The organism is Frateuria sp. YIM B11624 (assembly GCF_049727805.1).
Lineage (GTDB): Bacteria > Pseudomonadota > Gammaproteobacteria > Xanthomonadales > Rhodanobacteraceae > Frateuria_A.
The window spans coordinates 40,133-65,503 of record NZ_JBCNYA010000024.1; the positions used below are offsets into that span (position 1 = coordinate 40,133).

At 70.8% G+C, this 25,371-nt stretch carries 26 protein-coding genes; 11 read left to right on the top strand and 15 right to left on the bottom strand.

Going from position 1 to position 25,371, the window contains the following annotated elements; all coding sequences use genetic code 11:
* The first annotated feature begins 5 nt into the window (after positions 1 to 5).
* Positions 6 to 605 carry a DUF2238 domain-containing protein gene (locus AAIL17_RS12980; RefSeq protein WP_424683270.1) on the top strand — a complete coding sequence of 200 codons (600 nt, stop codon included), beginning with the start codon at positions 6 to 8 and terminating at the stop codon, positions 603 to 605.
* Here the strand turns inward: AAIL17_RS12980 and AAIL17_RS12985 are convergent.
* The 4 genes from AAIL17_RS12985 to AAIL17_RS13000 all read right to left on the bottom strand — a co-directional run bounded on the left by AAIL17_RS12985 (position 592) and on the right by AAIL17_RS13000 (position 5,828).
* On the bottom strand, positions 592 to 1,983 hold the full coding sequence (locus AAIL17_RS12985; RefSeq protein WP_424683271.1) for an MBL fold metallo-hydrolase: 1,392 nt from the start codon (positions 1,981 to 1,983) through the stop codon (positions 592 to 594). The two genes, AAIL17_RS12980 and AAIL17_RS12985, sit on opposite strands and share 14 nt — an antisense overlap.
* 92 nt (positions 1,984 to 2,075) lie before the next feature.
* A complete protein-coding gene (locus tag AAIL17_RS12990) occupies positions 2,076 to 4,610 on the bottom strand; it encodes a cation-translocating P-type ATPase (protein WP_424683272.1) in 2,535 nt (844 codons plus the stop codon).
* 4 nt (positions 4,611 to 4,614) lie between these two features.
* Positions 4,615 to 5,052, bottom strand: a complete 438-nt coding sequence (locus tag AAIL17_RS12995; protein ID WP_424683273.1) for a universal stress protein — start codon at positions 5,050 to 5,052, stop codon at positions 4,615 to 4,617.
* 14 nt (positions 5,053 to 5,066) lie between these two features.
* Positions 5,067 to 5,828, bottom strand: a complete 762-nt coding sequence (locus AAIL17_RS13000; protein WP_424683274.1) for a glucose 1-dehydrogenase — start codon at positions 5,826 to 5,828, stop codon at positions 5,067 to 5,069.
* A 170-nt stretch (positions 5,829 to 5,998) separates the two neighbouring features.
* On the opposite strand from AAIL17_RS13000, the gene AAIL17_RS13005 reads away from it, so the two are divergent.
* From AAIL17_RS13005 to tpx, 6 genes are all read left to right on the top strand, one after another.
* The gene (locus AAIL17_RS13005; protein WP_424683292.1) at positions 5,999 to 7,237 is read left to right on the top strand and encodes an NnrS family protein; all 1,239 of its coding nucleotides are present in this window, start codon (positions 5,999 to 6,001) and stop codon (positions 7,235 to 7,237) included.
* A 128-nt stretch (positions 7,238 to 7,365) separates the two neighbouring features.
* On the top strand, positions 7,366 to 8,184 hold the full coding sequence (locus AAIL17_RS13010) for a formylglycine-generating enzyme family protein (protein ID WP_424683275.1): 819 nt from the start codon (positions 7,366 to 7,368) through the stop codon (positions 8,182 to 8,184).
* Positions 8,185 to 8,188: 4 nt separating this feature from the next.
* Positions 8,189 to 8,746, top strand: a complete 558-nt coding sequence (locus tag AAIL17_RS13015; RefSeq protein WP_424683276.1) for an SCO family protein — start codon at positions 8,189 to 8,191, stop codon at positions 8,744 to 8,746.
* Positions 8,747 to 8,945: 199 nt separating this feature from the next.
* A complete protein-coding gene (locus AAIL17_RS13020; protein ID WP_424683277.1) occupies positions 8,946 to 9,428 on the top strand; it encodes an endonuclease domain-containing protein in 483 nt (160 codons plus the stop codon).
* 73 nt (positions 9,429 to 9,501) lie between these two features.
* On the top strand, positions 9,502 to 9,939 hold the full coding sequence (locus tag AAIL17_RS13025) for a CopD family copper resistance protein (protein WP_424683293.1): 438 nt from the start codon (positions 9,502 to 9,504) through the stop codon (positions 9,937 to 9,939).
* Positions 9,940 to 9,963: 24 nt separating this feature from the next.
* Positions 9,964 to 10,464 (top strand): thiol peroxidase, encoded by a 501-nt coding sequence (gene tpx / locus AAIL17_RS13030; protein WP_424683278.1) that lies wholly within the window; start codon positions 9,964 to 9,966, stop codon positions 10,462 to 10,464.
* A 49-nt stretch (positions 10,465 to 10,513) separates the two neighbouring features.
* Here tpx and AAIL17_RS13035 read toward each other — a convergent pair whose 3' ends face one another.
* Genes AAIL17_RS13035 through ccoN form a run of 9 tightly spaced genes read right to left on the bottom strand, consistent with a single transcriptional unit; the run spans position 10,514 to position 17,369 of the window.
* On the bottom strand, positions 10,514 to 10,918 hold the full coding sequence (locus AAIL17_RS13035) for a group III truncated hemoglobin (RefSeq protein ID WP_424683279.1): 405 nt from the start codon (positions 10,916 to 10,918) through the stop codon (positions 10,514 to 10,516).
* 55 nt (positions 10,919 to 10,973) lie between these two features.
* The gene (gene azu, locus AAIL17_RS13040) at positions 10,974 to 11,423 is read right to left on the bottom strand and encodes an azurin (protein ID WP_424683294.1); all 450 of its coding nucleotides are present in this window, start codon (positions 11,421 to 11,423) and stop codon (positions 10,974 to 10,976) included.
* Positions 11,423 to 11,638, bottom strand: coding sequence for a cbb3-type cytochrome oxidase assembly protein CcoS (gene ccoS / locus AAIL17_RS13045; RefSeq protein WP_424683280.1), 216 nt, complete (start codon positions 11,636 to 11,638; stop codon positions 11,423 to 11,425). The genes azu and ccoS overlap by 1 nt, the downstream gene beginning before the upstream one ends.
* Positions 11,635 to 13,860, bottom strand: coding sequence for a heavy metal translocating P-type ATPase (locus AAIL17_RS13050; protein ID WP_424683281.1), 2,226 nt, complete (start codon positions 13,858 to 13,860; stop codon positions 11,635 to 11,637). The genes ccoS and AAIL17_RS13050 overlap by 4 nt, the downstream gene beginning before the upstream one ends.
* Positions 13,857 to 14,129 carry a hypothetical protein gene (locus tag AAIL17_RS13055; protein ID WP_424683282.1) on the bottom strand — a complete coding sequence of 91 codons (273 nt, stop codon included), beginning with the start codon at positions 14,127 to 14,129 and terminating at the stop codon, positions 13,857 to 13,859. Before AAIL17_RS13055 ends, AAIL17_RS13050 begins: the two co-directional genes overlap by 4 nt.
* Positions 14,104 to 15,021, bottom strand: a complete 918-nt coding sequence (gene ccoP / locus AAIL17_RS13060; RefSeq protein WP_424683283.1) for a cytochrome-c oxidase, cbb3-type subunit III — start codon at positions 15,019 to 15,021, stop codon at positions 14,104 to 14,106. The genes AAIL17_RS13055 and ccoP overlap by 26 nt, the downstream gene beginning before the upstream one ends.
* A complete protein-coding gene (locus AAIL17_RS13065) occupies positions 15,018 to 15,239 on the bottom strand; it encodes a cbb3-type cytochrome oxidase subunit 3 (RefSeq protein WP_424683284.1) in 222 nt (73 codons plus the stop codon). Before AAIL17_RS13065 ends, ccoP begins: the two co-directional genes overlap by 4 nt.
* The gene (gene ccoO, locus AAIL17_RS13070; protein ID WP_424683285.1) at positions 15,236 to 15,889 is read right to left on the bottom strand and encodes a cytochrome-c oxidase, cbb3-type subunit II; all 654 of its coding nucleotides are present in this window, start codon (positions 15,887 to 15,889) and stop codon (positions 15,236 to 15,238) included. Before ccoO ends, AAIL17_RS13065 begins: the two co-directional genes overlap by 4 nt.
* A gap of 13 nt (positions 15,890 to 15,902) precedes the next feature.
* Entirely contained in the window at positions 15,903 to 17,369 is a 1,467-nt protein-coding gene (gene ccoN / locus AAIL17_RS13075) for a cytochrome-c oxidase, cbb3-type subunit I (RefSeq protein ID WP_424683286.1), read from the bottom strand.
* Positions 17,370 to 17,667: 298 nt separating this feature from the next.
* On the opposite strand from ccoN, the gene fdxA reads away from it, so the two are divergent.
* Positions 17,668 to 17,991: a ferredoxin FdxA gene (gene fdxA, locus AAIL17_RS13080; RefSeq protein WP_424683287.1), complete on the top strand. Its 324-nt coding sequence runs from the start codon at positions 17,668 to 17,670 to the stop codon at positions 17,989 to 17,991.
* A gap of 562 nt (positions 17,992 to 18,553) precedes the next feature.
* Here fdxA and AAIL17_RS13085 read toward each other — a convergent pair.
* Entirely contained in the window at positions 18,554 to 20,515 is a 1,962-nt protein-coding gene (locus AAIL17_RS13085) for an FTR1 family protein (RefSeq protein ID WP_424683288.1), read from the bottom strand.
* A gap of 163 nt (positions 20,516 to 20,678) precedes the next feature.
* Positions 20,679 to 21,680 (bottom strand): type I glyceraldehyde-3-phosphate dehydrogenase, encoded by a 1,002-nt coding sequence (gap, locus tag AAIL17_RS13090; protein ID WP_424683289.1) that lies wholly within the window; start codon positions 21,678 to 21,680, stop codon positions 20,679 to 20,681.
* Between the two features lie 187 nt (positions 21,681 to 21,867).
* Between gap and AAIL17_RS13095 the strand changes: the two genes are divergently transcribed.
* The 3 genes from AAIL17_RS13095 to pyk all read left to right on the top strand — a co-directional run bounded on the left by AAIL17_RS13095 (position 21,868) and on the right by pyk (position 25,117).
* Complete coding sequence (locus AAIL17_RS13095) at positions 21,868 to 22,734, top strand: MBL fold metallo-hydrolase (RefSeq protein ID WP_424683290.1); 867 nt, start codon at positions 21,868 to 21,870, stop codon at positions 22,732 to 22,734.
* Positions 22,735 to 22,772: 38 nt separating this feature from the next.
* Entirely contained in the window at positions 22,773 to 23,567 is a 795-nt protein-coding gene (locus AAIL17_RS13100) for a S1/P1 nuclease (RefSeq protein ID WP_424683295.1), read from the top strand.
* Positions 23,568 to 23,644: 77 nt separating this feature from the next.
* Positions 23,645 to 25,117, top strand: a complete 1,473-nt coding sequence (pyk, locus tag AAIL17_RS13105) for a pyruvate kinase (RefSeq protein ID WP_424683291.1) — start codon at positions 23,645 to 23,647, stop codon at positions 25,115 to 25,117.
* Positions 25,118 to 25,371: the final 254 nt, after the last annotated feature.

Consider the following 25,371-nt stretch of genomic DNA (forward strand, 5'->3'; position numbering starts at 1 on the left):
CTGCCGTGTCCGGCCGGCTGCCCGTCGTGCTGCTGTGCCTGTTCCTGGCCGTGGCGGTGGTGCTGGGCATCGATCCCTACGACCGCAGCGACTGGCTGCTGGAAAACGCGCTGGTGGTGCTGGTGCTGGCCGTCGTGCTGGCCGGCCACCGGCACCGGCCGCTCTCCGGCGTGGCCTATGTCGCCCTGTTCGCCTTCCTGCTGCTGCACGAGGTGGGTGCGCACTACACCTATTCGAAGGTGCCGTGGGCGCAGTGGTGGCAGGCGCTGTGCGGGATCGCGCCATCGCCCGCGCGCAACCCGTTCGACCGCGCGGTGCACTTTGCCTATGGCCTGCTGCTGGCGCCCGCGGTGTCCGACTGGACGGCCGCGCGCACGCCGCTGCGCGGCCGTGCGCTGCGCGTGGTCGTGGTGGCGCTGCTCACCGCGGGCTCGGCGCTGTACGAGATGATCGAATGGGTCGCCGCCGAGGCGTTCGGCGGCGAGCTGGGCACGGCCTACCTCGGCACCCAGGGCGACGAGTGGGACGCGCAGAAGGACATGGCGCTCGCGCTCGCGGGCAGCCTGCTGTGGGCGCTGCTGCCGCGCCGGCTCAGTCGAGCCTGACCGGCTCGCCCATCGCCGGCATCTGCCAGTCCACGCCCAGGCCGGTCAGCGCCTCGCCCATGCCACGCATGCCGCGGTCGTACTCGCCGTGCACCAGGAATACCCGCCGGCGCGGCGCCTTGCCCAGCCAGTCCAGCAGGGCAGGACGGTCGGCGTGGGCGGAGAAGCCGTTGATCGTCCACACCTGCGCGCGCACCGGGATCTCCTCGTTGAACACGCGCACGCTGGCGGCGCCGTCGATGATCCGCCGCGCCAGCGTGCCCTGCGCCGCGTAGCCGACGAACACCACGCTGCTGCGCTCGCGCCACAGGTTGTGCTTCAGGTGATGGCGCACGCGCCCGCCGGTGCACATGCCCGACCCGGCCAGGATGACCGCGCCGCCGTCGATCGCATTGATCGCCATCGACTCCTGCGTGCTGCGGGTGAAATGCAGCCCCGGCATGGCGAACGGATCGCCGTGCTGCAGCACGTCGAGGAATTGCCTGTCGAAGCACTCCGGGTGGCGTCGGAAGATCTCCGTGGCCGAGATCGCCATCGGCGAGTCCAGGAAAACCCGCAGGTGCGGCGGGAGCTGGCCTTCGCGCAGGCCCTGGTGCAGGTAGTAGAGGATCTCCTGCGTGCGTTCCAGCGCGAAGGTGGGAATCACCACGTTGCCGCGCCGTCCCACCGTCTCGCGGATGGCCTGGTAGAGCTCGACCACCGAATCGGGCACCGAGCGGTGCGGGCGGTCGCCGTAAGTGCACTCCATGGCGACGTAGTCCGCCGGCGGGGCGGGCATGGGATCGCGCAGCAGCGGCCGTCCCGGGTTGCCCAGGTCGCCGGAGAACAGCATCGTGCGCCGCATTGCGCCATCGCCAAACGTGAGCAGGATCTGCGCCGAACCCAGGATGTGCCCGGCGTCGAGAAAGCGCGCACGGATGCCCGGAAGCACGTCGATATCGTGGTCGTAGCCGAGGCCCGGTTCGAAGAAATCGATCGCGTGCAGCGCATCGTCCAGCGTGTACAGCGGCTCGATCGCTTCCTCGCCGCGCCGGTCGCTGCGCGCGGCGCGGCGGGCGTCCTCCTCCTGCAGGCCGGCGGCGTCCAGCAGCACCAGCCGCGCCAGCTCGCGCGTGGCCGAGGTGGCGAGGATGCGCCCGCGGAAACCCTGCCGCACCAGCCGCGGGATGCGTCCGCAATGATCCAGGTGCGCATGGGTGAGCAGCAGCGCGTCGATCGATGCCGGGTCGAAGCCGAACGCCTCGGCGTTGGCCTGCTCGGTAGCGCGATCGCCCTGGAACAGGCCGCAGTCGATCAAGACGCGCCGGCCATCGAGCTCTACCAGGTGGCAGGAACCGGTCACCTGTCTGGCGGCGCCGTGGCAGCTATAGACGAGCATCGCGTCGCTCCATGGTGGCAGGGGGACTGTCGCAGGATGCGCGCCGGCGCGCTTGACCATCGTCAAGCCGAGGCACGCTTCCGTACGGGCGGCTACCGCGGACTGGCCGGACTGTGCAGGGTCGGCGACGCGGGCATGCGGCGCAGGAGTTCGAGCCAGACGAGGATGCCGCCGAGCATGGCCAGCATCGCGGCGGCGGCCGCCGGGCCGGGCAGCGCGATGTCCATCACCCGCCGCAGGAACGGCAGGCCGAACGCGGCGGCCAGCGCGAGGATCAACGCACCGCCCATGCGCCCGGTCCAGGGGTTGCGCCGCGCCGGGCGCGCGAGCACCGCGCGGGTCGGATGGCGATTGGCCAGGATCAGCAGGAACAGGCCGCCGAGCAGCGCCGCGAACACCGCGCCACGCGCCTGCGCGGGCTCCGTGCCGTGGCCGAGCAGCAGGCCGAAGCCGAGCAGCAGCATCGCCGCGACGCCGAGCCCCTGCACCACGGCGCGGCCGAGCCGTCGCGTGGCGAACGGCGACTCGCCCGCGGCGCGCGGTGGCCGGGCCATCACGTCCGCCGCCGCCGGCTCCGCCTCGAACACGATCGAGCATGCCGGGTCGATCAGCAGCTCCAGCAGCACGATGTGCACCGGCATCAGCAGCACCGGCCAATGCAGCAGCGCAGGCACCAGCGCCAGCGCGATGATCGGCATGTGCACGGCGAACACGAAGCCGGTGGCCTTGGCGATGTTGTCGTAGATGCGCCTGCCCTGGGCGATCGCCGCCACGATGCTGGCGAAACTGTCGTCCAGCAGCACCAGCGCGGCGGCCTCGCGCGCCACGTCGGTGCCGCGCTCGCCCATCGCGATGCCGACGTCGGCGGCTTTCAGCGCCGGCGCATCGTTGACGCCGTCGCCGGTCATCGCCACGACCTGGCCGTCCTCGCGCAGCAACTGCACCAGACGCAGCTTCTGGTCGGGTTTTAGGCGCGCGCACAGGTCGACGCGGCGCAGGCGCGCGCGCAGCGCATCGTCGTCCAGCGCGGCCATGTCGGCGCCGGTGAGCACGTCGGCGTGCTCGCCGAAGCCGACCTGCCGGGCGATCGCGCGCGCGGTGGCGGGATGGTCGCCGGTCATCATCAGGATGCGCACGCCGGCCGCGCGGCATTCGGCGATCGCCGCGGGCACTTCGGGCCGCGGCGGATCGGCGAAACCGACCAGCCCGAGGAACTCGAAATCGAAATCGTGCTGGTTGGCGGGCCAGGCTTCGCCGGTCCAGTGCCCGCGCGCCACGCCCAGCACGCGCAAGCCGCGCGCGGCCATCGCCTCGACCTCCCCGAGGATTGCGGCGGCCCGTTCCGGGGGAAGATGGCACAAGTCGATCACCGCTTCGGGTGCGCCCTTGGTGGCCAGCAGGTGGTGCCTGCAGGCATCGCAGGGGAACACCCGCGTCATCGCCAGGATCTGCGGCGAGAGCGGGTACTCGGTTTCCGCCGACCAGTCCGCGTGCACGTGCTCGGTGTGCACCAGCCAGCGCAGGCCGAAGCGCTGGATCGCCTTCTCCATCGGATCGAACGGATCGCTGGGCGTGGCCAGCATCGCGAACTCGACCAGCGCGTGGAAGACTTCCGGCAGCTCGTCGGCGTCGGCGTCGGCGAAGTGCCCGCCGTCGACGGCCAGCTCGGCCACCTGCATGCGGTTCTGCGTGAGCGTGCCGGTCTTGTCCACCGCCAGCACCGAGACCGCGCCCAGTGCTTCCACCGCCGGCACGCGGCGGGTGAGCACCTTGCGCCGCGCGATGCGCCAGGCACCCAGCGCCAGGAACACGGTGAGGATCACCGGGATTTCCTCCGGCAGGATCGCCATCGCGAGCGCGATGCCGCCGAGCAGGCTTTCCAGCGCGCCGCGGCCGTCCCACAGCCAGCCCAGCAAGGCGTAGGCCGCGGCCAGCACCAGTCCGCCGATGGTGAGGTTGCGGATCAGCCTGCGCGAGGCGAGCTGCAGGCCGCTCGGCGGTTGCTGCGTGCTGGCCAGCGCCTTGCCGATCCGGCCGACCGCGGTGGCCGCGCCGGTGGCGTGCACCTGCGCGATGCCCACGCCGCGCGTGACCACCGTGCTCGCGTGCAGCGTGGCCTCGCTGGTGGGCAGGCGCGCGACTGGTACCGATTCGCCGGTAAGCAGCGATTCGTCGACTTCCAGCCGGCCCTCCAGCAGCGTGGCGTCGGCGGCGATGCGGTCGCCCTCGCGCAACACCAGCAGGTCGCCCGGCACCACCTCGGCGCCGGCCACGCGGGTTTCCTCGCCGCCACGGATCACCAGCGCGCGCGGCGCCGACAGCTCGCGCAGCGACTCCAGCGCGCGCTGCGTCTTGCGCTCCTGCGCCAGCGTGATGCCGATGACCACGCACACGAACGACAGCAGGAACGCCGCCTCGGCGCGGTCGCCCAGCGCCAGGTACAGGCCGCCGGCGCCGAGCAGCATCAGGAACATCGGCTCGGCCAGCACGCCCAGCACGATGGCGCCCAGGCGGCGGGGCGTGCTGCCGGGCAGCAGGTTGGGGCCGTGTTCCGTGAGCCGGCGCGCAGCCTCGGCCAGATCCAGGCCGCGGCGCGAGCTTGCCTGCACGCGTTCGGCGGTGGCCATGCCTTCAGCGGTTGACCAGCACGGGCACGTCCGCTTCCAGGATCACCCGCTGGGTTTCGCTGCCCAGCAGCAGGCGATCCAGCCCGCGCCAGCCGTGGCTGCCCATCACGATCAGGTCGCAGCCTTCGCGCTTGGCCACCGCGGCGATCGCGTGGTGCGGTCGCGGATCGGTTTCCAGGCTGCACTGGCAGGGCACGCCGGCGGCATCGGCGCGCTCGCGCACGGCGGCGAGATAGCGGGCGCCGGCTTCCTCGGCGCTGTCGGCGTACTCGCCGTCGCTGGTGGCGATGATCTCGTTGAGGAAGGGTACCGCCGGCAGCGGCACCACCACGTGCAGCGCGTGCACGCGCGCGCCGAGCTGGCGCGCCAGCGCGATGCCGGCGTCGGCCGCGCGCAGCGAGAGGTCCGAGCCGTCGACGGGAAGCAGGACGTGCTTGTACATGGCGTTCTCCAGGTTCAGCGGCAGGTGTAGCCGCCGTCGATCACCAGCTCGCTGCCGGTGACGAAGCGGGCTTCGTCCGAGGCCAGGTAGACCACGCCCCAGGCGATGTCGTCAGGCTCCCCCAGGTGGCCCAGCGGATGCAGCGCGGCGACCTCGCGCCGGTGCTGCTGCGCGTCGCCGCCCATCGAGGCGACGTGCTGCTCGACCATCGGCGTCCAGATGAAACCAGGGTGGATCGAGTTCACCCGGATGCCGTCGGCCGCGTAGAGCAGCGCATCGGTCTTGCTCATCAGCCGCACGGCCCCCTTGGAGGCGTGGTACGGCGGCACGTCGGGCGCGCCGACCAGGCCGTAGATCGACGACAGGTTGATGATGCTGCCGCCGCCGGCCGCACGCAGCGGCGCGATCGCGTGCTTGGTGCCGAAGAATACGCCTTTCACGTTGACCGCCTGCACGCGGTCCCACTCGGCCTCGGTCAGCTCGTGGGTGGGCTTGTTCGCGCCGGCGATGCCTGCATTGTTGACCAGCACGTCCAGCCGGCCGAAGGCGTCCACCGCGGCGGCGATGGCGGCGGCCACCTCCGCTTCCACCGACACGTCGGCGTGCAGGTAGCGGGCGTGGTCGCCGAGCTCGCCGGCCAGCCGGCGGCCGGCCTCGTCGTGCACGTCCACGATCGCCACCCGCGCGCCCGCCTCCACCATGCGCCGCGCGCAGGCCGCGCCGATGCCCACGGCGCCGCCGGTGACCAGTGCGCTCTTGCCGTCGAGCCTGCCCATGACCGGATCCTCCTCTGCTGGCTTTGCAGCGAGCATGGATCGGGCGTTTCCAGGCGATGCTGACCTGCGTCAACCGCCGGCGGGGCCGATTGACGCAGGACTGATTCAGATCACGGCCCTCGCGCCGGGCGCGACGGAGAATGGCTCGCATTTCCAGCCGCGAGCCACGCATGCGCGAGTCGCCGTCTTCCACCCAAACGTTTCCGCCCATCGCCGCGCTGCTTGCCGCGGCACCGCACCGGCCGCTGTTCCTGGCCGGCGCGCTGGCGGTGCTGACCAGCATGGCCTGGTGGGCGCTGGAGCTGGCGTCGATGCGCTTCGGCTGGCAGGGCTGGCCGCAGCCACCGGTGCCGCCGGGATGGGCGCACGCGATGCTGACCCAATACGGCATGCTGCCGATGTTCATGTTCGGCTTCCTGCTGACCACGTTTCCCAAGTGGCTCGGTCGGCCGTCCATACGGCCGCGGCGCTACGTGGTGGTGGCCGGTGCCGTGTTCGTCGGCTACCTGCTCTCGCACATCGGGCTGCTGGGCCTGCCGTGGGTGTTGCGCGCCGGCATCGCGCTGATGCTCGCCGGCTACCTGGTCGGTGTGGCGACGCTCGCCGGCGTGCTGCGCGCGGCCAGCGAGGGCAACCAGCACGCCTGGTCGTGCCTGGCGGGGTTGGGCCTGGGCACGCTCGGCCTGGCAGCGTTCCTCGGCTTCCTGTTCGGCGCGCCGGCGCATTGCGCGCGCTTCGCGATCAAGCTGGGCACGTTCGGGCTGCTGGTGCCGGTGTACTTCACGGTGGCACACCGCATGGTGGCGTTCTTCAGCGGCAACGTGGTGGCGGGCTACGTGGTGCGCCGGCCGGCCTGGAGCCTGCCGCTGATGTGGCTCCTGCTGCTCGCGCACCTGGCGCTGGACCTCGCCCACGCGCAGGCGTGGCTGTGGGTGGCCGATGCGCCGCTGGCCGTGCTGTTCGGCTGGCATGCGATCGCGTGGCAGCCGTGGAAGGCGATGCGTCCTGGCCTGCTGGCGGTGTTGCACCTGGCCTTCGCCTGGCTGCCGCTGGCGTTCGCGATGTACGCGGTGCAGAGCCTGTGCCTGTTCGCAGGCCATGGTCCGGTGCTGGGGCTGGCGCCGCTGCACGTGCTGACCATCGGCTACTTCGGCTCCATGCTGGTGGCGATGGTCACCCGCGTCACCCAGGGCCACTCCGGCCGGCCGCTGCAGATGGGCGCGGTGCCGTGGACCTGCTTCGCGCTGCTGCAGGGCGTGGTGCTGCTGCGCGTGTGGGCGGAGCTCGCGCGCGACAGCTACCTGTGGCTGATCGTGGCCGCCTGCGGCTGGCTGGTGGCGTTCCTGCCATGGGTGGCCCGCTCGGCCTGGATCTACCTGACCCCGCGCGTGGATGGCAGACCCGGCTAGGTCGGCACCGCGGCGCCAGCTCTGTGGCAGGGTGACGCAACGGGCCGGTTCCGGCCGCAGACATGACGCAGGTCAAACGCGCCGGCGGCGCTGGACTTAGCCTGACCGCGGAACCACAGGAGAGATCCATGTCCCGCAGGCTGTCCCTCGTGCTCGCGGCTGCCACTTGTCTGCTGCTGGCCGGACCGGCCCTGGCGGCAAAGGGCGCGCCGTCCAGCGATGCGCCGTCGAAGCTGGTATCGCCGTCCTACCGGCCGCTGCCGGGCGGCCGCTTCGCCAGCGTGCTGCCGGCCGATGGCAAGGCAGCGTCGGCGGTGCTCAAGCCCTTCCGCCTGCGCGCCGAGCCAGTCACCAACGCCGAGTTCCTGTTGTTCGTCAAACGCCATCCCGAGTGGCGGCGCGACCGCGTGCCGTCGATATTCGCCGACGGCCGCTACCTGTCGCAGTGGACCGCGCCGGACCGGCTCGGCCCTGACGCCCTGCCGCGCCAGCCGGTGACGCGGGTGAGCTGGTTCGCCGCGCAGGCGTACTGCGAAAGCGAGCAGGCGCGCCTGCCGACCTGGTACGAGTGGGAATACGCCGCCGCGGCCGATGCCACCCGTGCCGACGCGCGCAGCGACCCGGCCTGGCGCGAGCGCGTGCTGTCCTGGTACGCGCGTCCCTCCAGCCAGGCGCTGCCACCGGTCGGCGGCAAGCCGGACATCCACGGCGTGCGCGACCTCAACGGCCTGGTGTGGGAATGGGTGGAGGACTTCAACGCGATGATGACCAGCGCCGACAGCCGCGAGCAGGACGGCGCCGACAAGCTGAAGTTCTGCGGCGCCGGCGCCATCTCCATGGAGCAGAAGGAGAACTACGCCACGCTGATGCGCGTCGCCATGCTCTCCTCGCTCAAGGCCACCGATACCACCGCCAACCTGGGCTTCCGCTGCGCCCGGCCGGAGTAACGCCATGAAACGATTGCTGCTGATCCTGTCCGTCCTGCTGTGCGCCGGCGCTGCCCATGCGGCCTCACCGTTGCCGTCCGATTCGCTCTACCAGTTGTCCGTGCCGCTGACCGGCCAGGACGGCCGCACCGCGCCGTTCGCCGCGCGCCGCGGCACGCCGCAGATCGTGAGCATGTTCTACACCTCGTGCACGATGGTCTGCCCGATGATCATCGACACCATGAAGGCGACCCGCCGCGCCGCCGGCGAGCCGGCCGACCTGGCGCTGCTCGCGGTGAGCTTCGACCCCGAGCGCGACAGCGTCGCCGCGCTGCGCCGCTACGCTGCTGTGCACAAGCTCGACCAGCGCTGGTGGACCCTCGCGCGCACCGCGCCGCAGGACACCCGCTCGCTCGCCGCACTGCTCGGCGTGCAGTACCGCAAGCTGCCCGATGGCGAGTTCAACCACTCCAGCGCGCTGCTGCTGCTGGATGGGGAAGGGCGGATCGTGGCGCGCACCAGCGTGATCGGGCGCACCGATCCGGAATTCGTCGCCGCGGTGCGCAAGGCCATCGGCGGTTGAGCCTTCACCTGGAGTACCCCGGATCCACCCTTGCCACCTTCTGCCTGGAACGTGGGAGGCACGTTGCCGGTCGAAGGTCCTTGCAGGCATCGGCTTACGGAGAGTGCAGACTCCGGCGCGGTCGCGTCGGCTGCCAAGCCGGCAGCCTTGGGTAGACGGGTGCTGCAAGCTGCGACGATCTGGCCACCATGGAGGGTGTATGCGTCGAGATGCGAAACGTTCAGCAGCGAGGGCGCTGCGCCAGGGCATGACCGAGTCCGAGCAGCGGCTCTGGTTCCATCTGCGCAGGCGGCAACTGGGTGGGTTCCGATTTCGGCGGCAGCATCCAGTGGGACCGTTCGTGGTGGATTTCATTTGCATCGAGCGACGGTTGGTCGTGGAGGTGGATGGCGCGCAGCATCTGGAATCGGCCACCGACCTGATGCGTGATGCATGGTTGCAGCGGCGTGGCTTTCACATGCTTCGGTGCTGGAATCACGATGTGCCGGAGCGTACGGAGCAGGTGCTGGCGGCGATTCTCGAGGCGCTGGGCAATGCCGCCCCCATCCGCCCTTCGGGCACCTTCCCCCGTGGAACGTGGGAAGGCTCGAGCTTGCGGCTGCGCGACCGAGTCCTTCCCCCGCTTGCGGGGGAAGGTGCCCGAAGGGCGGATGGGGGCAACCTTGCGACGAGCCCGCACTGATGCAGGTCATGGCCCCACCCGCGCTGCGGGCGCAAGCTGCAGGCTTCCGAGAATGTCCGCGAGGGCCCTGCGCATGGCCGCCTGGTACCCCTGGATCGTGCTGCTGCACCTGTCCTGCGCCATCGTGTTCGTCGGTGCGGTGGCCTTCGAGGTGCTGGTGCTGGAAGGCCTGCACAAGCGATTCGATGCGGCCGCCATGGCGGCCATCGAGCAGGCGGTGATGGCGCGCGTGCGCCGCTTCATGCCGGTCGTGGTGCTGCTGCTGTTCGTCAGCGGCGGCATGCTGTTCGATCTGCGTTGCGACGGGCTGGCCTGCGTGGGCACGCGCTTCGGCACGTTCCTGCTGCTCAAGGTGACGCTGGCCTTCGCCGTGCTGGGCGTGTTCGTCAGCGCGGTCCGGGCCGGTGCGCGCGGGCGCATGAGCGTGTGCCGCTTCCGCCATACCCACCGCGTGGTGCTGGCGTTGATGGTCGGCATCGTGTTCCTGGCCAAGACCATGTTCTACTTGTAGGTCTCATCACCAGGAGGAAGCGTCATGTCGCAAGTGAAGTTCAAGGGCGAACCGGTCGAGGTCAAGGGGACGTTCCCGGCCCGGGGCGCGCAGGCGCCGGCGTTCACGCTGGTCGGCAAGAGCCTGGCCGACGTGGCGCTGTCGAGCTACGCGGGCCAGCGCAAGGTGCTCAACATCTTCCCCAGCATCGACACCGGCGTGTGCGCCACCTCGGTGCGCCGTTTCAACGAACTGGCGGGGAAGCTCACCGACACGGTGGTGCTTTGCATCTCGGCCGACCTGCCGTTCGCGCAGTCGCGCTTCTGCGGCGCCGAGGGGCTGGAGCGGGTGGTCACGCTTTCGACCATGCGCGGGCGCGAGTTCCTCGCCGACTACGGCGTGGCGCTGGCCACCGGGCCGCTGGCCGGGCTGGCCGCGCGGGCGGTGGTGGTGCTGGACGCGGACAACCGCGTGCTGCACGCGCAGCTGGTGGACGAGCTGACGAACGAGCCGGACTACGACGCGGCACTGGCTGCGCTGGGCTGAAATCGTGCGGGTTCCGGTAGAAGCGCACCGTATGTGCGCTTCTACGTTTTCAACGCCTGACCGAAATCAGCGGCACGCCGATGCCGCGTGCATCCGGGTTCAATCCCAGGCCGTACTTCAGGCTGCGGCCGATGCGTTCGGCGTACTCCACCATCTGCGCCGCGCCGGCCTCGTCCAGTTCCTCGGCACAGGTGGCGCGCCACAGTGCCAGCCAGCGGTCGAAATGCTCGGCGCGGACCGGCAGCGGCCGGTGCACGGCCATCGGGTTGCCGCGGTAGCTGGCCGCGCCCAGCGCCACCGAGCACCAGAAGCGGGTGAGCAGGCGCTTGTGTTCGGGCCAGTCGTGCACGACGGCGTTGAACACCGGGCCGATCAACGGCTCGGCGGTGACCTTGTCGTAGAAACGATCGACCAGGCGGGCGATCGCGGATTCGGTAAGCGTGGTATCGCGCATGTCTTCAGGTCGGTGGCCGCGCCGCGGTGGGTTCCGCAGCGCGGCGGTTCTCATCTTACTTGGCGCGGCTGATCGTGCCCTTCATCAGCGCGGCGTGGCCCGGGAACGAGCAGAAGAATTCATAGTCCTGGCCGGGCTTGAGCGCGTCGGCCTTGAAGGTGGTCGAATCGCTCTCGCCGCCGCCGATGATTTTCGTATGCGCGATGACGCGGCTGTCGCCGGGCTTGATGTAGTTGTCGCCGATGCCGGCCTTGGCGCCGTCGGCGACGATGCCGGGCTCGTCGGCGGTCGAGGACACCACGAAGTTGTGGCCCATCGCGGCCTTGGGCAGCTTGCCCACGTGCTTGAGCGTCACGGTGAACTGCTTGCAGGTGCTGGGCACCACGATCGACTTCTGGTTGAACTGCATCGCGTCGTTGCCCTCGACGGTGGTCGAGCAGTTGGACGCGGCCCAGGTGGGGGCGGCGACCAGGGCGAGCAGGGCGAACGCGGAAAGACGGCGGATCACGGGGTGTCTCCTTTGCTTTCGGGGGGAATCTCTTGCGAGGCAGGCGCCTCGTCGGCGGCCGGCGCGGCGACGGTTTCGTCCTCCATCAGCGGCAGCACGGCGGGGCTGTCCAGGTCGTCGAACTGCTGGTGGTTGGCGGCCCAGAAGAACAGCGCCACGGCGACCACTACGATCAGCCCGGTGACCGGGATCAGCACCAGCAGGATGTTCATGCGCGCAGTCCCGGCGCGGTGCGGCCCACGCGCAGGCCGTTGAGCACCACCACCAGCGAGCTGGCCGACATGCCGATCGCGGCGAGCCACGGCGGCACCAGGCCGGCGGCGGCGAACGGCACGGCCAGCAGGTTGTAGCCGAGCGACCAGCGCCGTCCCTGGCGCACCACGTGTGCGAGTTCGCGGGCGATCCGGCGTGCCTGCCACAGACCGTCCAGGCGTCCGCGCGCGAGCAGCAGGTCGGCGTGTGCCTGGGCCAGGTCGGTGCCGGAGGCGAGCGCCGCGGAGACGTCCGCGCCGGCCAGCGCCGGGGCGTCGTTGCTGCCGTCGCCGACGGCCAGCGTGACGTGGCCCTGCGCGCGTGCCGCCTCCAGCAGGGCGAGCTTGTCCGCCGGCGACTGCCGGCCGGCCCAGCGCGTGATGCCCAGCGCGCCGGCGATGGCCGCCACGCGGGCGCGGGTGTCGCCGCTGGCGAGCACGGTGGCGATGCCGTCGGCGCGCAACGCCTGCAGCGTGGCGGCGGCTTCTGCGCGCGGCGCCTCGCTGACGTGGAAAGCAGCCAGTGGACCGTCGGCGTCGGCCAGCAGCAGCGTGCCTGCGACGCTGGCCGGCGCGCTGCGGCCGCTCGGCGCCAGCGCGAATTCGGGTCGGCCCAGGCGCAGCGCGCGTCCGTCCACCACCGCTTCGATGCCGGCGGTGGCGGTGACCCTGAGGCCGTGCGCGCGCGGCGTGGCGCCCGGCCAGGCGGCGGCCAGCGCGAGCGCCAAGGGATGCGTGCTTTCGCGTGCCAGCGCGGCGGCCAGGCGCAGCGCGTCGGCAGGCTCCAGTCCGTCGCGCAGCGGCTCGATCGCGTCGGCTTCCAGCCACGGCGTGGCCAGGGTGCCGGTCTTGTCGAACAGTGCGTAGTCGACGCGGGCGAGCGCATCGAGCGCGCGCGGCTCGGCCACCAGCACGCCGCGGCCGGCGAGCACAGCCAGCGCGCGGGTGAGCGCGGCCGGGCGGGTCAGCGCGAAGGCGCAGGGGCAGGCGACCACCAGCACGGCGACCGCGGCGTCGAAGGCGCGCGTGCGGTCGAGCCACAGCCAGGCCAGCGCGGTCAGCACGGTGAGCGCCAGCACGCGCAGCACGAAGCGGGTCGCCTCGCGGTCGGCCGGGTCGTCGCCCGCACGGGCCTGCCGTGCGCGTCCGGCCAGCCGGCCCAGCCGCGCAGCGGCGGTGTCCTCGCCGCTGTGCTCCACGCGCAGTTCGGCCGGGCTGCCGAGCACCACGCTGCCGGCGATCAGTCGTTCGCCGCGTTGGCGCCGGCGCGGGCGTGATTCGCCCGAAAGCAGCGCCTCGTCCACCTCGACCGCCTCGCTCTCCAGCACGCCGTCGGCCGGCACCGTGCCGCCTTCGGCGACGCGTACGTGGTCGCCGGGTAACAGCTCAAGCGCCGGCACGGTCTCCAGGCTGCCGTCGGCGCAGCGGCGCTCGGCCAGCAGCGGGGTGGCGTCCTGCGCCGCTTCGCCCAGCGCGCCGCTGGCGTGGCGTGCACGCAGCTCGACGTGGCGCGCGGCGAGCAGCAGGAACACGAACATGCTGACCGAATCGAAATAGACCTCGCCCTCGCCGCGCACGGTGCCCCATACGCTGGCGCCGAAGGTCAGCACGACGGCGAGCGACACGGTCAGGTTCAGGCCCGGCCGGCGGGTGCGCAGTTCGCGCCAGGCGCCGGCCAGGAACGGCTGCGCCGAGTAGGCGACCACCGGCGCGGTGGTGAGCAGGCTCAACCAGCGGAACAGCCCGCGCGTGGTGAAGTCGACGAAGTCGACCACGCCGATGTACATGACGAAGGCATAGGTCATCACCTGCATCGCGCACATGCCGGCCACCAGCAGGCGCTTGAGCGCGTCGTTGGCCTCGGCGCTGCGGGTGTCGTCGACGTGCTCGCGGCGCAGCGGCCGCGCGCTGCAGCCGGCGGCGGCGAAGGCGTCGAGCAGTTGCGGCAGGGCGAGCCGCTCGGGATGCCACACGATGCGCGCGCGTTGCGCGCGGGCGTCGACCGCCACGCGGGTCACGCCGGGCAGCGCATGCAGGCGTTCGTCCAGGCGCAGCACCTGGCGCGCGTCGGTGAGGCCTTCCACGCGCAGGGCGATCTCGGCGCGGCCATCGCGGCGCGGCCGGATCACCTGCGCCGCCAGGCGCGGATTCAGCCAGGCGGCATGCGCGCCCACGGCGTTCACGGCGTGCGGTCCGCGGCGCGTGCGTCCTGCGTGGCGGGCTTGTCCCGTGCGGCGGGCTTCTCGTGCGCGTGCACCGGCATGTCCAGCAGCGTGTGCGGATGGGCGTCCTGCACTGGAGCGTCGACGTGGCGCGAGCTCACCACGATGGTGGCGATGCAGCCCGCCAGCGAAGCGACGAAAATCGCCGCGCCCAGCCACAGCACGGGCTGGCGGTACCAGGCGCCGGTGCCTGCCGGCGCCACGTCAGCGGGAAGCCTGTGCTGCTGCATCGCCCTGGTGCGAGAGGTGGTAGACATAGGCGGCCAGCACGCGGATCTGGTCCTCGGTCAGGCGCTTGTTCCACGCCGGCATGTGGCCCTGGCGGCCGCCGCCGATGGTGCGCACCACGTCCTCGAACTTGCCGCCGTGCAGCCAGATGTGGTCGGTCAGGTTGGGCGCGCCCAGCGCGGGATTGCCCTTGCCCTCGGGGCCGTGGCAGGCCGCGCAGGTGGTGAACAGTGGCTTGCCCGCGGCGGCGCGGCCTTCGTCGTGCGGCGAGCCGGACAGGCTCAGCACGTAGTTGGCCAGGTTCTTGACGTTGTCCTCGCCCAGGCTCGCCCACGGCGGCATCAGGCCGCTGCGGCCGTCGTGGATGGAGGAGAGGATATCCTTGCCGCTGCCGCCGTAGAGCCAGTCGTCGTCGATCAGGCTCGGCGCGCCGAGCTTGACGTTGCCGTAGGCGCCGCGGCCGTGGCAGGCGGCGCAGTTGTCCACGAACAGGCGCTCGCCCATCTGCTGGGCGGCCGGGTCGTCGGCCAGCTGCTCGATCGGGTACTGCCGGAAGCGCAGCACCAGCTCGTCGAGCTTGGCGTCGTTCACCGCTTCGGCCGCGGCCAGCTCGCCGTGCGCGGTCCAGCCCAGGATGCCCTTGTGGCTGCCGAAGCCCGGGTAGAGCACCAGGTAGGCGAAGCCGGCGACGAACATCGCGCCGGACATCAGCAGCCACCACAGCGGCAGGTTGCGCACGCCCTCGCGGATGGTGCCGTGCGCCCACACGTGGCCGGAGGTCTGGTCCGGCTGCGTGGGGATCTTGGCGCGCGGGCCCCACAGGAAAAGGAACAGCGTGATGCCCAGGTTGAGCACCACCAGGAACATCACCCACAACGACCAACCCGGACTCACGGCTGTTCACCTTTGTTGTTTTTGTCGGCGGCGCGCGGCTGGCCGGGCACCGGGCCCTCGGGCTTGTCTTCCATGGGAAGCTCGCTCATCCGCTTGAAGGTGGCGCGGTGGCGCTTGCGCCACGCCCAGATCCAGATGCCGATGAAGACCAGCATCAGCACCACGGTGACGACTCCGGTGAGGTGGCCCCAGAAGGAGCCCATCATGGGATGGCTCATGGCATGCCTCCGTGTCCGGCCGGAACCGGCACCTTGTTGGCCGGCTCGTTCTGGATCCCCAGGCCCTGCAGGTAGGCGATCAGCGCGTCCATCTCGGTCTTGCCGGCGAGCGCCTGTTTCGCACCGGCGATGTCCGCGTCGGTGTAGGGATCGCCCAGCTTGCGCAGCACGCGCATGCGCGCCTGGATGTCCTCGGCATCGATCTTGTTGTTCTCGAGCCAGTTGTAGCGCGGCATGTTCGATTCGGGCACCACCTGGCGCGGATCCTCCAGGTGCAGGCGCTGCCAGTCGTCGGTGTACTTGCCGCCCACGCGCGCGAGGTCCGGCCCCGTGCGCTTGGAGCCCCACTGGAAGGGCCGGTCGTAGACCGATTCCTCTGCGGTGGAGAAATGGCCGTAGCGCTGGGTCTCCGCGCGCAGCGCGCGGATCATCTGCGAGTGGCACAGGTAGCAACCCTCGCGCACGTAGACGTCCTTGCCGGCCAGCCGCAGCGGGTCGTACGGCTTCACGCCGAGCGGCGCCTTGACCGCGTGCGCCTCCATGAACAGCGGCGTGATCTCCGCCAGGCCGCCGATGGACACCATGATCGCGGTGAGGATGCCCAGCAGCGCGGCGTTCTTCTCGATCAGTTCGAAATGCTTGTAGGCCATTGCGTCGTGTTCCTCAGCCCACACCCGGGAGGGGCTGGGGCACCTGGTGCGGATCGGGTTCGGGGATCGGCACCGGGATCGGCTTGATCAAGTGTTTGCGCGCGTCGGCGGCGGTGTGCCACAGGTTCCAGGCCATCACCACCATGCCCGCGAGGATCACCACGCCGGCGAACCAGCGCGTCCAGTACATCGGCTGGATCGCCAGCAGGCTGTCGATGAAGGGGTAGGTGAGCGAGCCGTCCGGCAGCGTGGCGCGCCACATCAGGCCCTCGGTGACGCCGGCGACCCACATCGAGCCGACGTACAGGATCACGCCGAAGATGTGCAGCCAGAAATGCCACTCCATCGCCTTCTGCGAGTACATCCTCTCCTGGCCCAGCGCTCGCGGTGCCATCGCGTAGAGCGAGCCGATGGTGATCATCGCCACCCAGCCCAGGGCGCCGTTGTGCACGTGCGCCACGGTCCAGTCGGTGTAGTGCGAGAGCGAGTTGACGGTCTTGACCGCCATCATCGAGCCCTCGAAGGTGGAGCCGGCGTAGAACACCAGCGACATCACCATGAACTTGGCCGCGGCGTCGGTCTTGAGCTTGGGCCACGAGCCGTTGAAGGTCATCAGGCCGTTGGCGGCCGAGCCCCAGCTCGGCATCAGCAGCACCAGCGAAAAGGCCATGCCGACCGACTGCACCCAGTCCGGCAGCGCGGTGTACATCAGGTGGTGCGCGCCGGCCCACATGTACACCGAGATCAGCGCCCAGAAGTTCACGATCGAGAAGCGGTAGCTCCACAGGGGCTGCTGCGCCTGGCGCGGCACGAAGTAGTACATCATCCCGAGGAAGCCGGCGGTCAGGAAGAACGCCACCGCGTTGTGGCCGTACCACCACTGCACCATCGCGTCGACCACGCCCGAGTAGATCGGGTAGGACTTCGACCAGGACACCGGGATCACCAGGTTGTTGACGATGTGCAGCAGGCCCACCGCGATGATCCACGCGCCGTAGTACCAGTTGGCGACGTAGATGTGGCGGATGCGCCGGCGTGCCAGCGAGCCGAAGAACACCACGCCGATGCTGACCCACACCACGGCGATGATGATGTCCACCCACCATTCCGGCTCGGCGTATTCCTTGCTCTGGGTCAGGCCCAGCGGCATGGTCACCATCGCGGCGATGCAGGCGACCTGCCAGCCCCAGAAGGTGAACGCGGCCAGCCTCGGATACGCAAGGCGTGCGTGGCCGGTGCGCTGCACCACGTAGTAGCAGGTGCCGATCAGCGCCGAGCCGCCGAAGGCGAAGATCACGCCGAAGGTGTGGTCGGGGCGGATGTGGCTGAAGGTCAGCCACGAGGTGTCGAAGTTGAACAGGGGCCACGCCAGCTGCGCGGCCGCGAGCACGCCGACGGACATGCCGACGATGCCCCACACGGCCGCCGCCAGCAGGAACTGGCGCACGACCTTGTCGTTGTAATACTCGGTGTTGGGCATGGGTGGGTTCCAATGGGAATGCGGTATTGTCCCGCGCGGCCGGGCGTCCTGGTTGACCTGGGTCAGGTCAGTGCGACAAAGGACCGCTCTGTCGGCCGCGGTCGGTTGTCGCAGTACCTCGCCGGCTCCTCCCTCCGGCACGCGCGCAACGCTCTCGCACGAGACGGCTCGAGCGGCGCTCCGCCCGATGTTGCCTTTGCCGTGTCGCCGCGGGGTGAACCGCGCGGCGTGGCTGACCTGGGTCAGGGCGCGCCGTCGCCGCCGCCGGCATGCTTGCGGTCCAGCATACGGCCCGCGCATGACCCACGTCGTCACCGAGAACTGCATCAACTGCAAGCACACCGATTGCGTCGAGGTGTGCCCGGTCGATGCGTTCCACGAAGGGCCGAATTTCCTCGTCATCAATCCGGACGAGTGCATCGATTGCACGCTTTGCGTGGAGGAGTGCCCGGTGGGCGCGATCTATCCGGAACTGGACATCCCCGCCGGCCAGGAGGGTTTCCTGGCGCTCAATGCCGAGCTGGCGCGCGAGTGGCCGGTGATCGTCACGAAGATTCCGGCAATGGAGGACGCCGATCGCTGGGACGGCGTGGCGGACAAGCTGCCGCTGCTCAAGCGCTGATGCCTCTGCCCTGCTCCCTCTCCCCTCCGGGGAGAGGGTTGGGGTGAGGGGCCGGGGCTCGCGGAGATACCCTGTTGCGGCCTAGCTTTGTTTGTCGTTCTTGCACGGCGCTCCCGCGACCGGGCTCGCCTGCGGCGGGCTTCCGATCGCCTGTCGGCGCTCGGGTCACTTTTCTTTGCTGGCCCAAAGAAAAGTAACCAAAAGAAACGGCCTGCTCAGCCCGGGGTTAGAAAAAAGCTAGGTGCCACTACGCTTTGCAGGGTTAGCCTCTTGCTCTTAGAGGAGTTGCCGCCGCTATACCGCGGGCGCTCGGGATTTGAGGCAAGGGAGGCATATCGGCTCGTGCGCGAGCAGTGCGCTATTGAACGTGCCGAGGGCCGATGCCTGCAAGCGTGCCACGCTCTGCTCCCTCTCCCCTTCGGGGAGAGGGATGGGGTGAGGGGCCAAGGCTGGCCTCGAACGCCGGATAGGGCGCTGGCAAGTTTTTCTCTAGCCCCGCCGTCACCTAGATCCTCTCCCCAATTCTTGATCAAAGCGGGGAAGAGAAGACCCAGGCCAAGCCTCAATCCTTCTGCGGCAGCCGCCGCAGGTTGAATGCGTAGCCGACAGCCAGCACCAGCGCGACGGCGGCCTGCGCGGCGATGGATTGCCAGGTCGGATAGATGCCCAGCACCTCGATGCGCGGCAGCGGCGCGGTGAGCACACCGATCCAGCCGGCTTCCTGCAGCGCCGCGATGCCCTTGCCGGTGAGCACGATCGCCAGCAGCGCGATCAGCGCGGAGCTGGCCGAGAAGAACTTGCCCAGCGGCAGCCGCCGGCTGGTGCGTAGCAGCAGCCAGGCGATCACGGCAAGCGTCAGCGCGCCGGTGCCGATGCCGGCCAGCAGCCACGCGCGCGGGCCCTCGTTCCACATCGCCACGTAGAACAGGATGGTCTCGAACACCTCGCGATAGACCGAGATGAAGGCCAGGCCAAACAGGAACCACGCCGAGCGGTCCAGCGTGGCGGCCATCTTGGCCTTCAGGTACGCCTGCCAGCGCCCGCCCACGCTCTTGCGGTGCATCCACAGGCCCACGCACAGCAGCACCGCGGCGGCGAACAGCGAGGACAGCCCTTCGGTCAGCTCGCGCCCGGCGCCGCTGATCGCCACCGCGTAGCTCGCCACCGCCCACGTGGCCAGTCCGGCGAGCAGCGCCAGGCTCCAGCCGGCGTGCACGTAGCGCAGCATCGCCGGGCGCTCGGCCTTGCGCAGGAACGCCAGCAGGGCGACCACCACCAGCAGCGCCTCCAGTCCTTCGCGCACCAGGATCGTCCAGGCGCCTAGGAAGGCCGAGGCGGCGTCGGCCGAGCCGCCGGCGAGGGTGGCCTGCGCGCGTTGCAGCAGCGCATCGGCGGCCTGGCGCCGGGCCGCGACGTCGGCGCCGCGGCCGGCGACCGCGGTGCGATAGGCGCCCATCGCCGTTTCCAGTTCCGCGCGCAGTGCGCCGTCGCGGGCGTCGAGCTGCGGCTCCGCCGGCTCGACGCCATCGAGGTAGGCGGACAGCGCCAGCCGTTGCGCTTCATCGGTCTGGCCCTGTTGCCAGGCGGTGAAGCTGGCGGCGAGTTTCGCGCGCGCCAGCGGCAGCCCGGACACCGCCTTCGGCAGCGCGCCCGGATAGGCGCGCAGGTAGCCCAGGATCGCCCGTGCCTGCTCCTCGCCCAGCTCCGGCGCGAGCTGCGCCACGCGGGCGCGGGAGAGTTCCTGCAGGTTGCCCAGCCGTGCGCGTGCGGCGGCGTTGTCCTTCCACGCGCGCGCGCCTTCGCCCGCCTGGTGGGCGTAGGCGAGCGAACCGACGTAGTAGGCGAGCGACCAGCGGTCGTCGACCGGCAGCTGGTCGGCGTAGCCGGCCATCGCGGTGCCCTTCACGCCCTGGCTGATCGCCTCGAACAATGACAGCACGCTGCGCTGGTCGGCGCGGGTGCGGTCGGTGAAGTCGATCGGCGGCGGATCGAGCGCGGCGCCGGCGGGACCGTCGCCCTGGCCGCGGGGTCCGTGGCAGGCGGCGCAGGTCTGCTGGTAGAGCGCGGCGCCGCGCGCCAGGTGGGGCAGGTGCGCGGGCGCCGTCGGGACCGGGTACGCGGCCAGCAGGGCATCGGCCAGGGCGTGGGCCTGGCGGGCAACGTCGGCGGTCGATGCCCTGGCGTCGATCAGTCCGACCAGGTGCGTGGCCTGCCCGCGCAGTGCCGCCGAGCCGGGTTGCTCCGGCAGTTGTGCGATGCGCTGGCGAGCGGTGCCGGCGAACTCGCGCATCTCGGCATATTCGGAGGCGCTGATCACCTGGCCGTCGTGCACGGCGCCGGCGTAGTCGGTGGCCAGGTAGTCGAGCATCTGCCAGGTCTGGCTGACGTTCTCCGGCGCCTGGGCGTTCGTTGTGGTGGTCGTGGCCGGTGCGTCCGGCGGGGTCTGGGCGAAGGCAGGACACGCCGTCGCCAGCAGGGCGGAGGCCAGGGCCCGGCTCGCCCACTTGTTGAGAATGCCTATCATTGCGTGAGTATAGGACGGAACCACTCGAGGGGCGGCCGGCGTGTCGGGATGCCGCAGCGCGTGGCCGCCGTGCATTCGGTGATACCCAAGAAAAAGGCCGGGACCTTGCCAGGTCCCGGCCTTGTGTGCGCAGCGGCTTCCGCGGGGAAGCCGGGCAGGCGGCTTATTTCGCCACCACCCGCACCATTTCCAGGCACTTGTTCGAGTAGCCCCACTCGTTGTCGTACCAGCTCACCAGCTTGACGAAGGTGGGATCGAGCGCGATGCCGGCGTCGGCGTCGAAGATCGAGGTGCGCGCATCACCGCGGAAGTCGGTGGCGACGACCTTGTCTTCGGTGTAGCCCAGGATGCCCTTCAGCGCGCCTTCGGATTGCGCCTTCATCTCGGCGCAGATCTCGGCGTAGGTGGCCGGCTTCTCAAGCTCGACGGTGAGGTCGACGACGGACACGTCCGAGGTCGGCACGCGGAAGGACATGCCGGTGAGCTTCTTGTTGAGCTCGGGGATCACCACGCCGACGGCCTTCGCCGCGCCGGTGGACGACGGGATGATGTTCTCCAGGATGCCGCGGCCGCCGCGCCAGTCCTTGTTGGACGGGCCGTCGACGGTCTTCTGGGTGGCGGTGGCGGCGTGCACGGTGGTCATCAGGCCGCGCTTGATGCCCCACTTGTCGTTGAGCACCTTGGCCAGCGGCGCCAGGCAGTTGGTGGTGCACGAGGCGTTGGAGATGATCGCCTCGCCGGCGTACTTCTGGTGGTTCACGCCGTAGACGAACATCGGCGTGTCGTCCTTGGACGGCGCCGACTGGATCACCTTCCTCGCGCCCGCGTCCAGGTGCTTCTGGCAGGTGTCCTTGGTCAGGAACAGGCCGGTGGACTCGATCACGATGTCGGCACCCACCTCGTCCCACTTCAGGTTGGCCGGGTCGCGCTCCTGGGTCAGGCGGATGCGCTTGCCGTTGACCACCAGGTGGCCGCCCTCGATGGACACCTCGCCCTTGAAGCGGCCGTGCACCGAGTCGTAGCGCAGCATGTAGGCCAGGTAGTCCGGCTCCAGCAGATCGTTGATGGCGACGATCTCGATGTCCTGGGCGAAATTCTGCACGGCGGCGCGCAGCACGTTGCGACCGATGCGGCCGAAGCCGTTGATGCCGACCTTGATGGCCATGGGCGATGCTTCCTCTGGTTCGGTGAAGGCAGCTGGCGGCCGCGGGGCCGCCGGAGAACGCCCATTTTAGCCCGAACCGGCGCGCGGCTCGCGGGCATGGCGATAGCTGCCGAGGCACGTATCGCGTCATCGCGCGTTCTTGCGCCCCGCGTGCGAGGATCGCCCGGGGCCGCTGCGGAGCCACGCCATGCAAGCGCACGTCACGCCGTTCTTCCACGCGTCCACCTCGACCTGGAGCTATCTGGTACGCGATCCGGCCAGCGGCGAGGCCGCGGTGATCGACGCGCCGCTCGACTTCGACCAAGCCAGCGGCGAGGTGGGCCACGCCAGCGCGGCAGCCATCCTGGAGACGGCCGCCCGCGACGACGCGCGCGTGCGCTGGATCCTGGAGACCCATGCGCATGCCGACCACCTGTCCGCGGCCGCGTGGCTGAAGGAGCGCACCGGCGCGCAGACCGCGATCGGCGCCGGCATCGTGCAGGTGCAGGAAACCTTCCGGCGCAAGCTGGGCCTGGACGAGGGCGAGCCGCACCTGGATGCCGGCGCGTTCGACTGCCTGTTGCACGACGGCGACGAACTGCCGCTGGGCGAGCTGGCCATCCGCGTGGTCGCCACGCCCGGGCACACGCCGGACAGCGTCAGCTACCTGGTGGGCGACGCGGTGTTCGTTGGCGACACGCTGTTCTCGCCGGCGGCGGGTTCTGCGCGATGCGACTTCCCCGGTGGCGATGCGCACGCGCTGTTCCGCTCCGTCTGGCGCATCTACGGCCTGCCGGCCACGCGGATGTTCCTGGCGCACGACTACCCGCCCGAGGGCAGTGCGCCGCGCGCCGAAGTGCCGATGGCCGAGCAGCGTGCCGGCAACAAGCACATCCGCGAAGGCGTCGGGGAGGCCGACTTCGTCGCCATGCGCCGCCAGCGCGACGCCGGACTGCCGCCGCCGCGGCTGTTGTGGCCGGCATTGCAGGTGAACATCCGCGGTGGGCGCCTGCCGCCGGCGGACACCTACGGCCAGCGCTACCTCAAGTTGCCGCTGCAACTGCGCGACGCCTGAGGCACACTGGCGGGCTCTTCTCCGCCTGCCTGCCGATGATGTGCCTGCGCCGTTACGCCGCCTTCCTGCTTGCCTGCTTCCTGCTCGTTCCCGACGCCCGCGCCTGGGGCCCGGAAGGCCACCGCATCGTCGCCGAACTGGCGCAGCGCCACCTCAGTCCCGCCGCCGAGGCGCAGGTCGAGCGCCTGCTGGCGCCGGAACACACCCGCCGGCTGGCCGATGTCGCCACCTGGGCCGACGACATCCAGGACGACCCCTCGCAGCAGGCGCTGTGGAAGGCCACCCGCGCCATGCACTACATCAACTTCCGCGATCGCCGCTGCGACTACCAGCCGCCGCGCGACTGCCGCGACGGGCGCTGCGTGGTCGGCGGCCTGCAGCACTACGTCGCGCTGCTCGCCGATCGCCGCCAGAGCGATGCCGTGCGGCGCGAGGCGCTCAAGTTCGTGGTGCACTTCGTCGGCGACGTGCACCAGCCGCTGCATGCCGGCTACCGCGACGACAAGGGCGGCAACACCTACCAGGTGCGGTTCCATGGCCAGGGCAGCAACCTGCATCGCGTATGGGATTCGGGAATGCTGCGCACCCGCGGGCTGGACTGGCAGGACTACGCGCAGCGGCTGGCCGCGCGCGGGCCGGTCGCGCTGCCGGCGGCGACCGGTGCGCCCTTCGCCGCCTGGGCGCAGGAGTCGTGCAGGCTCAGCCGCGGCATCTATCCGGGCGGCCATACGGCCGGCGCCGGCTACGTCCAGGCGCAGCTGCCGCTGGCCGAGCGGCGGCTGCGCGAGGCGGGCCGCCGGCTGGCGGAACTGCTCAACCGCACGCTGGGCTGATCCGGGGGCCAATCCCGTCACACTGCATACGATTGCAGCCCCTCGCGCCGGCGCCGCCATCTGCTAGCCTCGCCGGCATGAACCCCGAAAACCACCTGCGCCGCACCAAGATCGTCGCCACCCTCGGCCCCGCCACCGACGCGCCGGGCATGCTCGCGCGGCTGATCGCCGAGGGCGTGGACGTGGTCCGCCTCAACCTCTCGCACGGCCAGCCGCAGGACCACCGCGCACGCGCGATGGCGGTGCGCGATGCCGCGCAGGCGGCCGGGCGCGAGGTCGGCATCCTGGCCGACCTGCAGGGCCCGAAGATCCGCATCGAGAAATTCGCCCACGGGCCGATCGAGCTGCAGCCGGGCGATCCGTTCGTGCTCGACTGCTCGCCCGATGCGCCGGCGGGTGACAAGACCCGCGTGGGCGTCAGCTATCACCAGTTGCCGCAGGACGTGGCCGCCGGCGACGTGCTGCTGCTCGACGACGGCCTGGTCGCGTTGCGCGTGCTCGCGGTCGACGGTGCGCAGGTGCGTTGCGAGGTGCTGATCGGCGGCCGTCTGTCCGACCGCAAGGGGCTCAACCGCCAGGGCGGCGGCCTGTCCGTGTCCGCGCTCTCGGACAAGGACCGCGCCGACATCCAGCTCGCCGCCGAGATCGGCGCCGACTTCCTGGCCGTCTCCTTCGTGCGTTCGGCCGCCGACATGGAGCAGGCGCGCCGCCTGTTGCGCGAGGCCGATGGCCACGGCGCGCTGGTGGCCAAGATCGAGCGCGCCGACGCGATCCCCGTGCTGGGCGAGATCATCGACGCCTCCGACGCGGTGATGGTGGCGCGCGGCGACCTAGGCGTGGAGATCGGCGACGCCGAACTGCCGGGCCTGCAGAAGAAGATCATCCGCGAGGCGGTCGCACGCAACCGCGCGGTGATCACTGCCACGCAGATGCTGCAGTCGATGGTGACCGCGCCGATCCCGACCCGCGCCGAGGTACTCGACGTCGCCAACGCGGTGATCGACGGCACCGACGCGGTGATGCTCTCGCAGGAAACCGCCGCCGGCGCGCACCCGGACGTGGCGGTGGCCGCCATGCGCCGCATCTGCCTGGGCGCCGAGCGCCAGTTCGAGCCGAAGGAAGACCTGGCCACCGCGATCCACCGGCTCGACCGCGCCGACCAGGCGATCGCGCTGGCGGCGATGGTGCTGGCCGGGCAGCTCGGCGTGCGCGCGCTGATCGCCCTGACCGAATCGGGCGCCACCGCGCAATGGCTCTCGCGCTACCGCAGCGCGGTGCCGATCTACGCGCTCTCGCCGGCCGCCGACGCGCGCCGGCGCATGCTGTTGCTGCGCGACGTGCAGCCGGTGGCCTTCAACGAAGTGAGCCAGAGCTCCGCGGCCAACGCGCGCGAGGCGGTGCGCCAGCTGTTCGCGCTGGGCAAGCTGGCCGAGGGCGACCGCGTGGTGCTGACCCAGGGCGACCGCGTCGGCGCCGGCGGCGGCACCAATACCCTCAAGCTGCTGCTGGTCGGCGCCGAAGGCATCGTCGAGAGTCTGCGGGATCTTTGATCCTGCCGCTCGCTTGAACCCTCTCCCCTTCGGGGAGGGGGCAGGGTGAGGGGCTGGGGCTCGCGGGGATGCCCGTGGTGACGTTGCTTTTGTGGGTCGTTCTTGCAGGGCGTGGAAGCTCCTCGCAAGAACGACAAACAAGCAAGACGCCCCCGCAGACCTCCCCGCGAGTCCCGGGGGCTCCCCCCCACCCCCCCCCCCCCGGGGGGGGGGGGGAGGGGGGGGGGGGGGAGGGGGTTTCCTCCGGGGGGGGG

Coding starts and splice junctions, on each gene's coding strand:
- AAIL17_RS13065 (WP_424683284.1), bottom strand. CDS start 15,239: ATGAGCCATCCCATGATGGGCTCCTTCTGGGGCCACCTCACCGGAGTC.
- AAIL17_RS13035 (WP_424683279.1), bottom strand. CDS start 10,918: ATGCGCGATACCACGCTTACCGAATCCGCGATCGCCCGCCTGGTCGAT.
- AAIL17_RS13015 (WP_424683276.1), top strand. CDS start 8,189: ATGAAACGATTGCTGCTGATCCTGTCCGTCCTGCTGTGCGCCGGCGCT.
- fdxA (WP_424683287.1), top strand. CDS start 17,668: ATGACCCACGTCGTCACCGAGAACTGCATCAACTGCAAGCACACCGAT.
- AAIL17_RS12995 (WP_424683273.1), bottom strand. CDS start 5,052: ATGTACAAGCACGTCCTGCTTCCCGTCGACGGCTCGGACCTCTCGCTG.
- ccoN (WP_424683286.1), bottom strand. CDS start 17,369: ATGCCCAACACCGAGTATTACAACGACAAGGTCGTGCGCCAGTTCCTG.
- tpx (WP_424683278.1), top strand. CDS start 9,964: ATGTCGCAAGTGAAGTTCAAGGGCGAACCGGTCGAGGTCAAGGGGACG.
- AAIL17_RS12990 (WP_424683272.1), bottom strand. CDS start 4,610: ATGGCCACCGCCGAACGCGTGCAGGCAAGCTCGCGCCGCGGCCTGGAT.
- AAIL17_RS13055 (WP_424683282.1), bottom strand. CDS start 14,129: ATGCAGCAGCACAGGCTTCCCGCTGACGTGGCGCCGGCAGGCACCGGC.
- AAIL17_RS13010 (WP_424683275.1), top strand. CDS start 7,366: ATGTCCCGCAGGCTGTCCCTCGTGCTCGCGGCTGCCACTTGTCTGCTG.
- AAIL17_RS13100 (WP_424683295.1), top strand. CDS start 22,773: ATGTGCCTGCGCCGTTACGCCGCCTTCCTGCTTGCCTGCTTCCTGCTC.
- gap (WP_424683289.1), bottom strand. CDS start 21,680: ATGGCCATCAAGGTCGGCATCAACGGCTTCGGCCGCATCGGTCGCAAC.
- AAIL17_RS13025 (WP_424683293.1), top strand. CDS start 9,502: ATGGCCGCCTGGTACCCCTGGATCGTGCTGCTGCACCTGTCCTGCGCC.
- AAIL17_RS13095 (WP_424683290.1), top strand. CDS start 21,868: ATGCAAGCGCACGTCACGCCGTTCTTCCACGCGTCCACCTCGACCTGG.
- AAIL17_RS12985 (WP_424683271.1), bottom strand. CDS start 1,983: ATGCTCGTCTATAGCTGCCACGGCGCCGCCAGACAGGTGACCGGTTCC.
- AAIL17_RS13000 (WP_424683274.1), bottom strand. CDS start 5,828: ATGGGCAGGCTCGACGGCAAGAGCGCACTGGTCACCGGCGGCGCCGTG.
- ccoO (WP_424683285.1), bottom strand. CDS start 15,889: ATGGCCTACAAGCATTTCGAACTGATCGAGAAGAACGCCGCGCTGCTG.
- pyk (WP_424683291.1), top strand. CDS start 23,645: ATGAACCCCGAAAACCACCTGCGCCGCACCAAGATCGTCGCCACCCTC.
- AAIL17_RS13005 (WP_424683292.1), top strand. CDS start 5,999: ATGCGCGAGTCGCCGTCTTCCACCCAAACGTTTCCGCCCATCGCCGCG.
- ccoS (WP_424683280.1), bottom strand. CDS start 11,638: ATGAACATCCTGCTGGTGCTGATCCCGGTCACCGGGCTGATCGTAGTG.
- AAIL17_RS13020 (WP_424683277.1), top strand. CDS start 8,946: ATGCGTCGAGATGCGAAACGTTCAGCAGCGAGGGCGCTGCGCCAGGGC.
- AAIL17_RS13085 (WP_424683288.1), bottom strand. CDS start 20,515: ATGATAGGCATTCTCAACAAGTGGGCGAGCCGGGCCCTGGCCTCCGCC.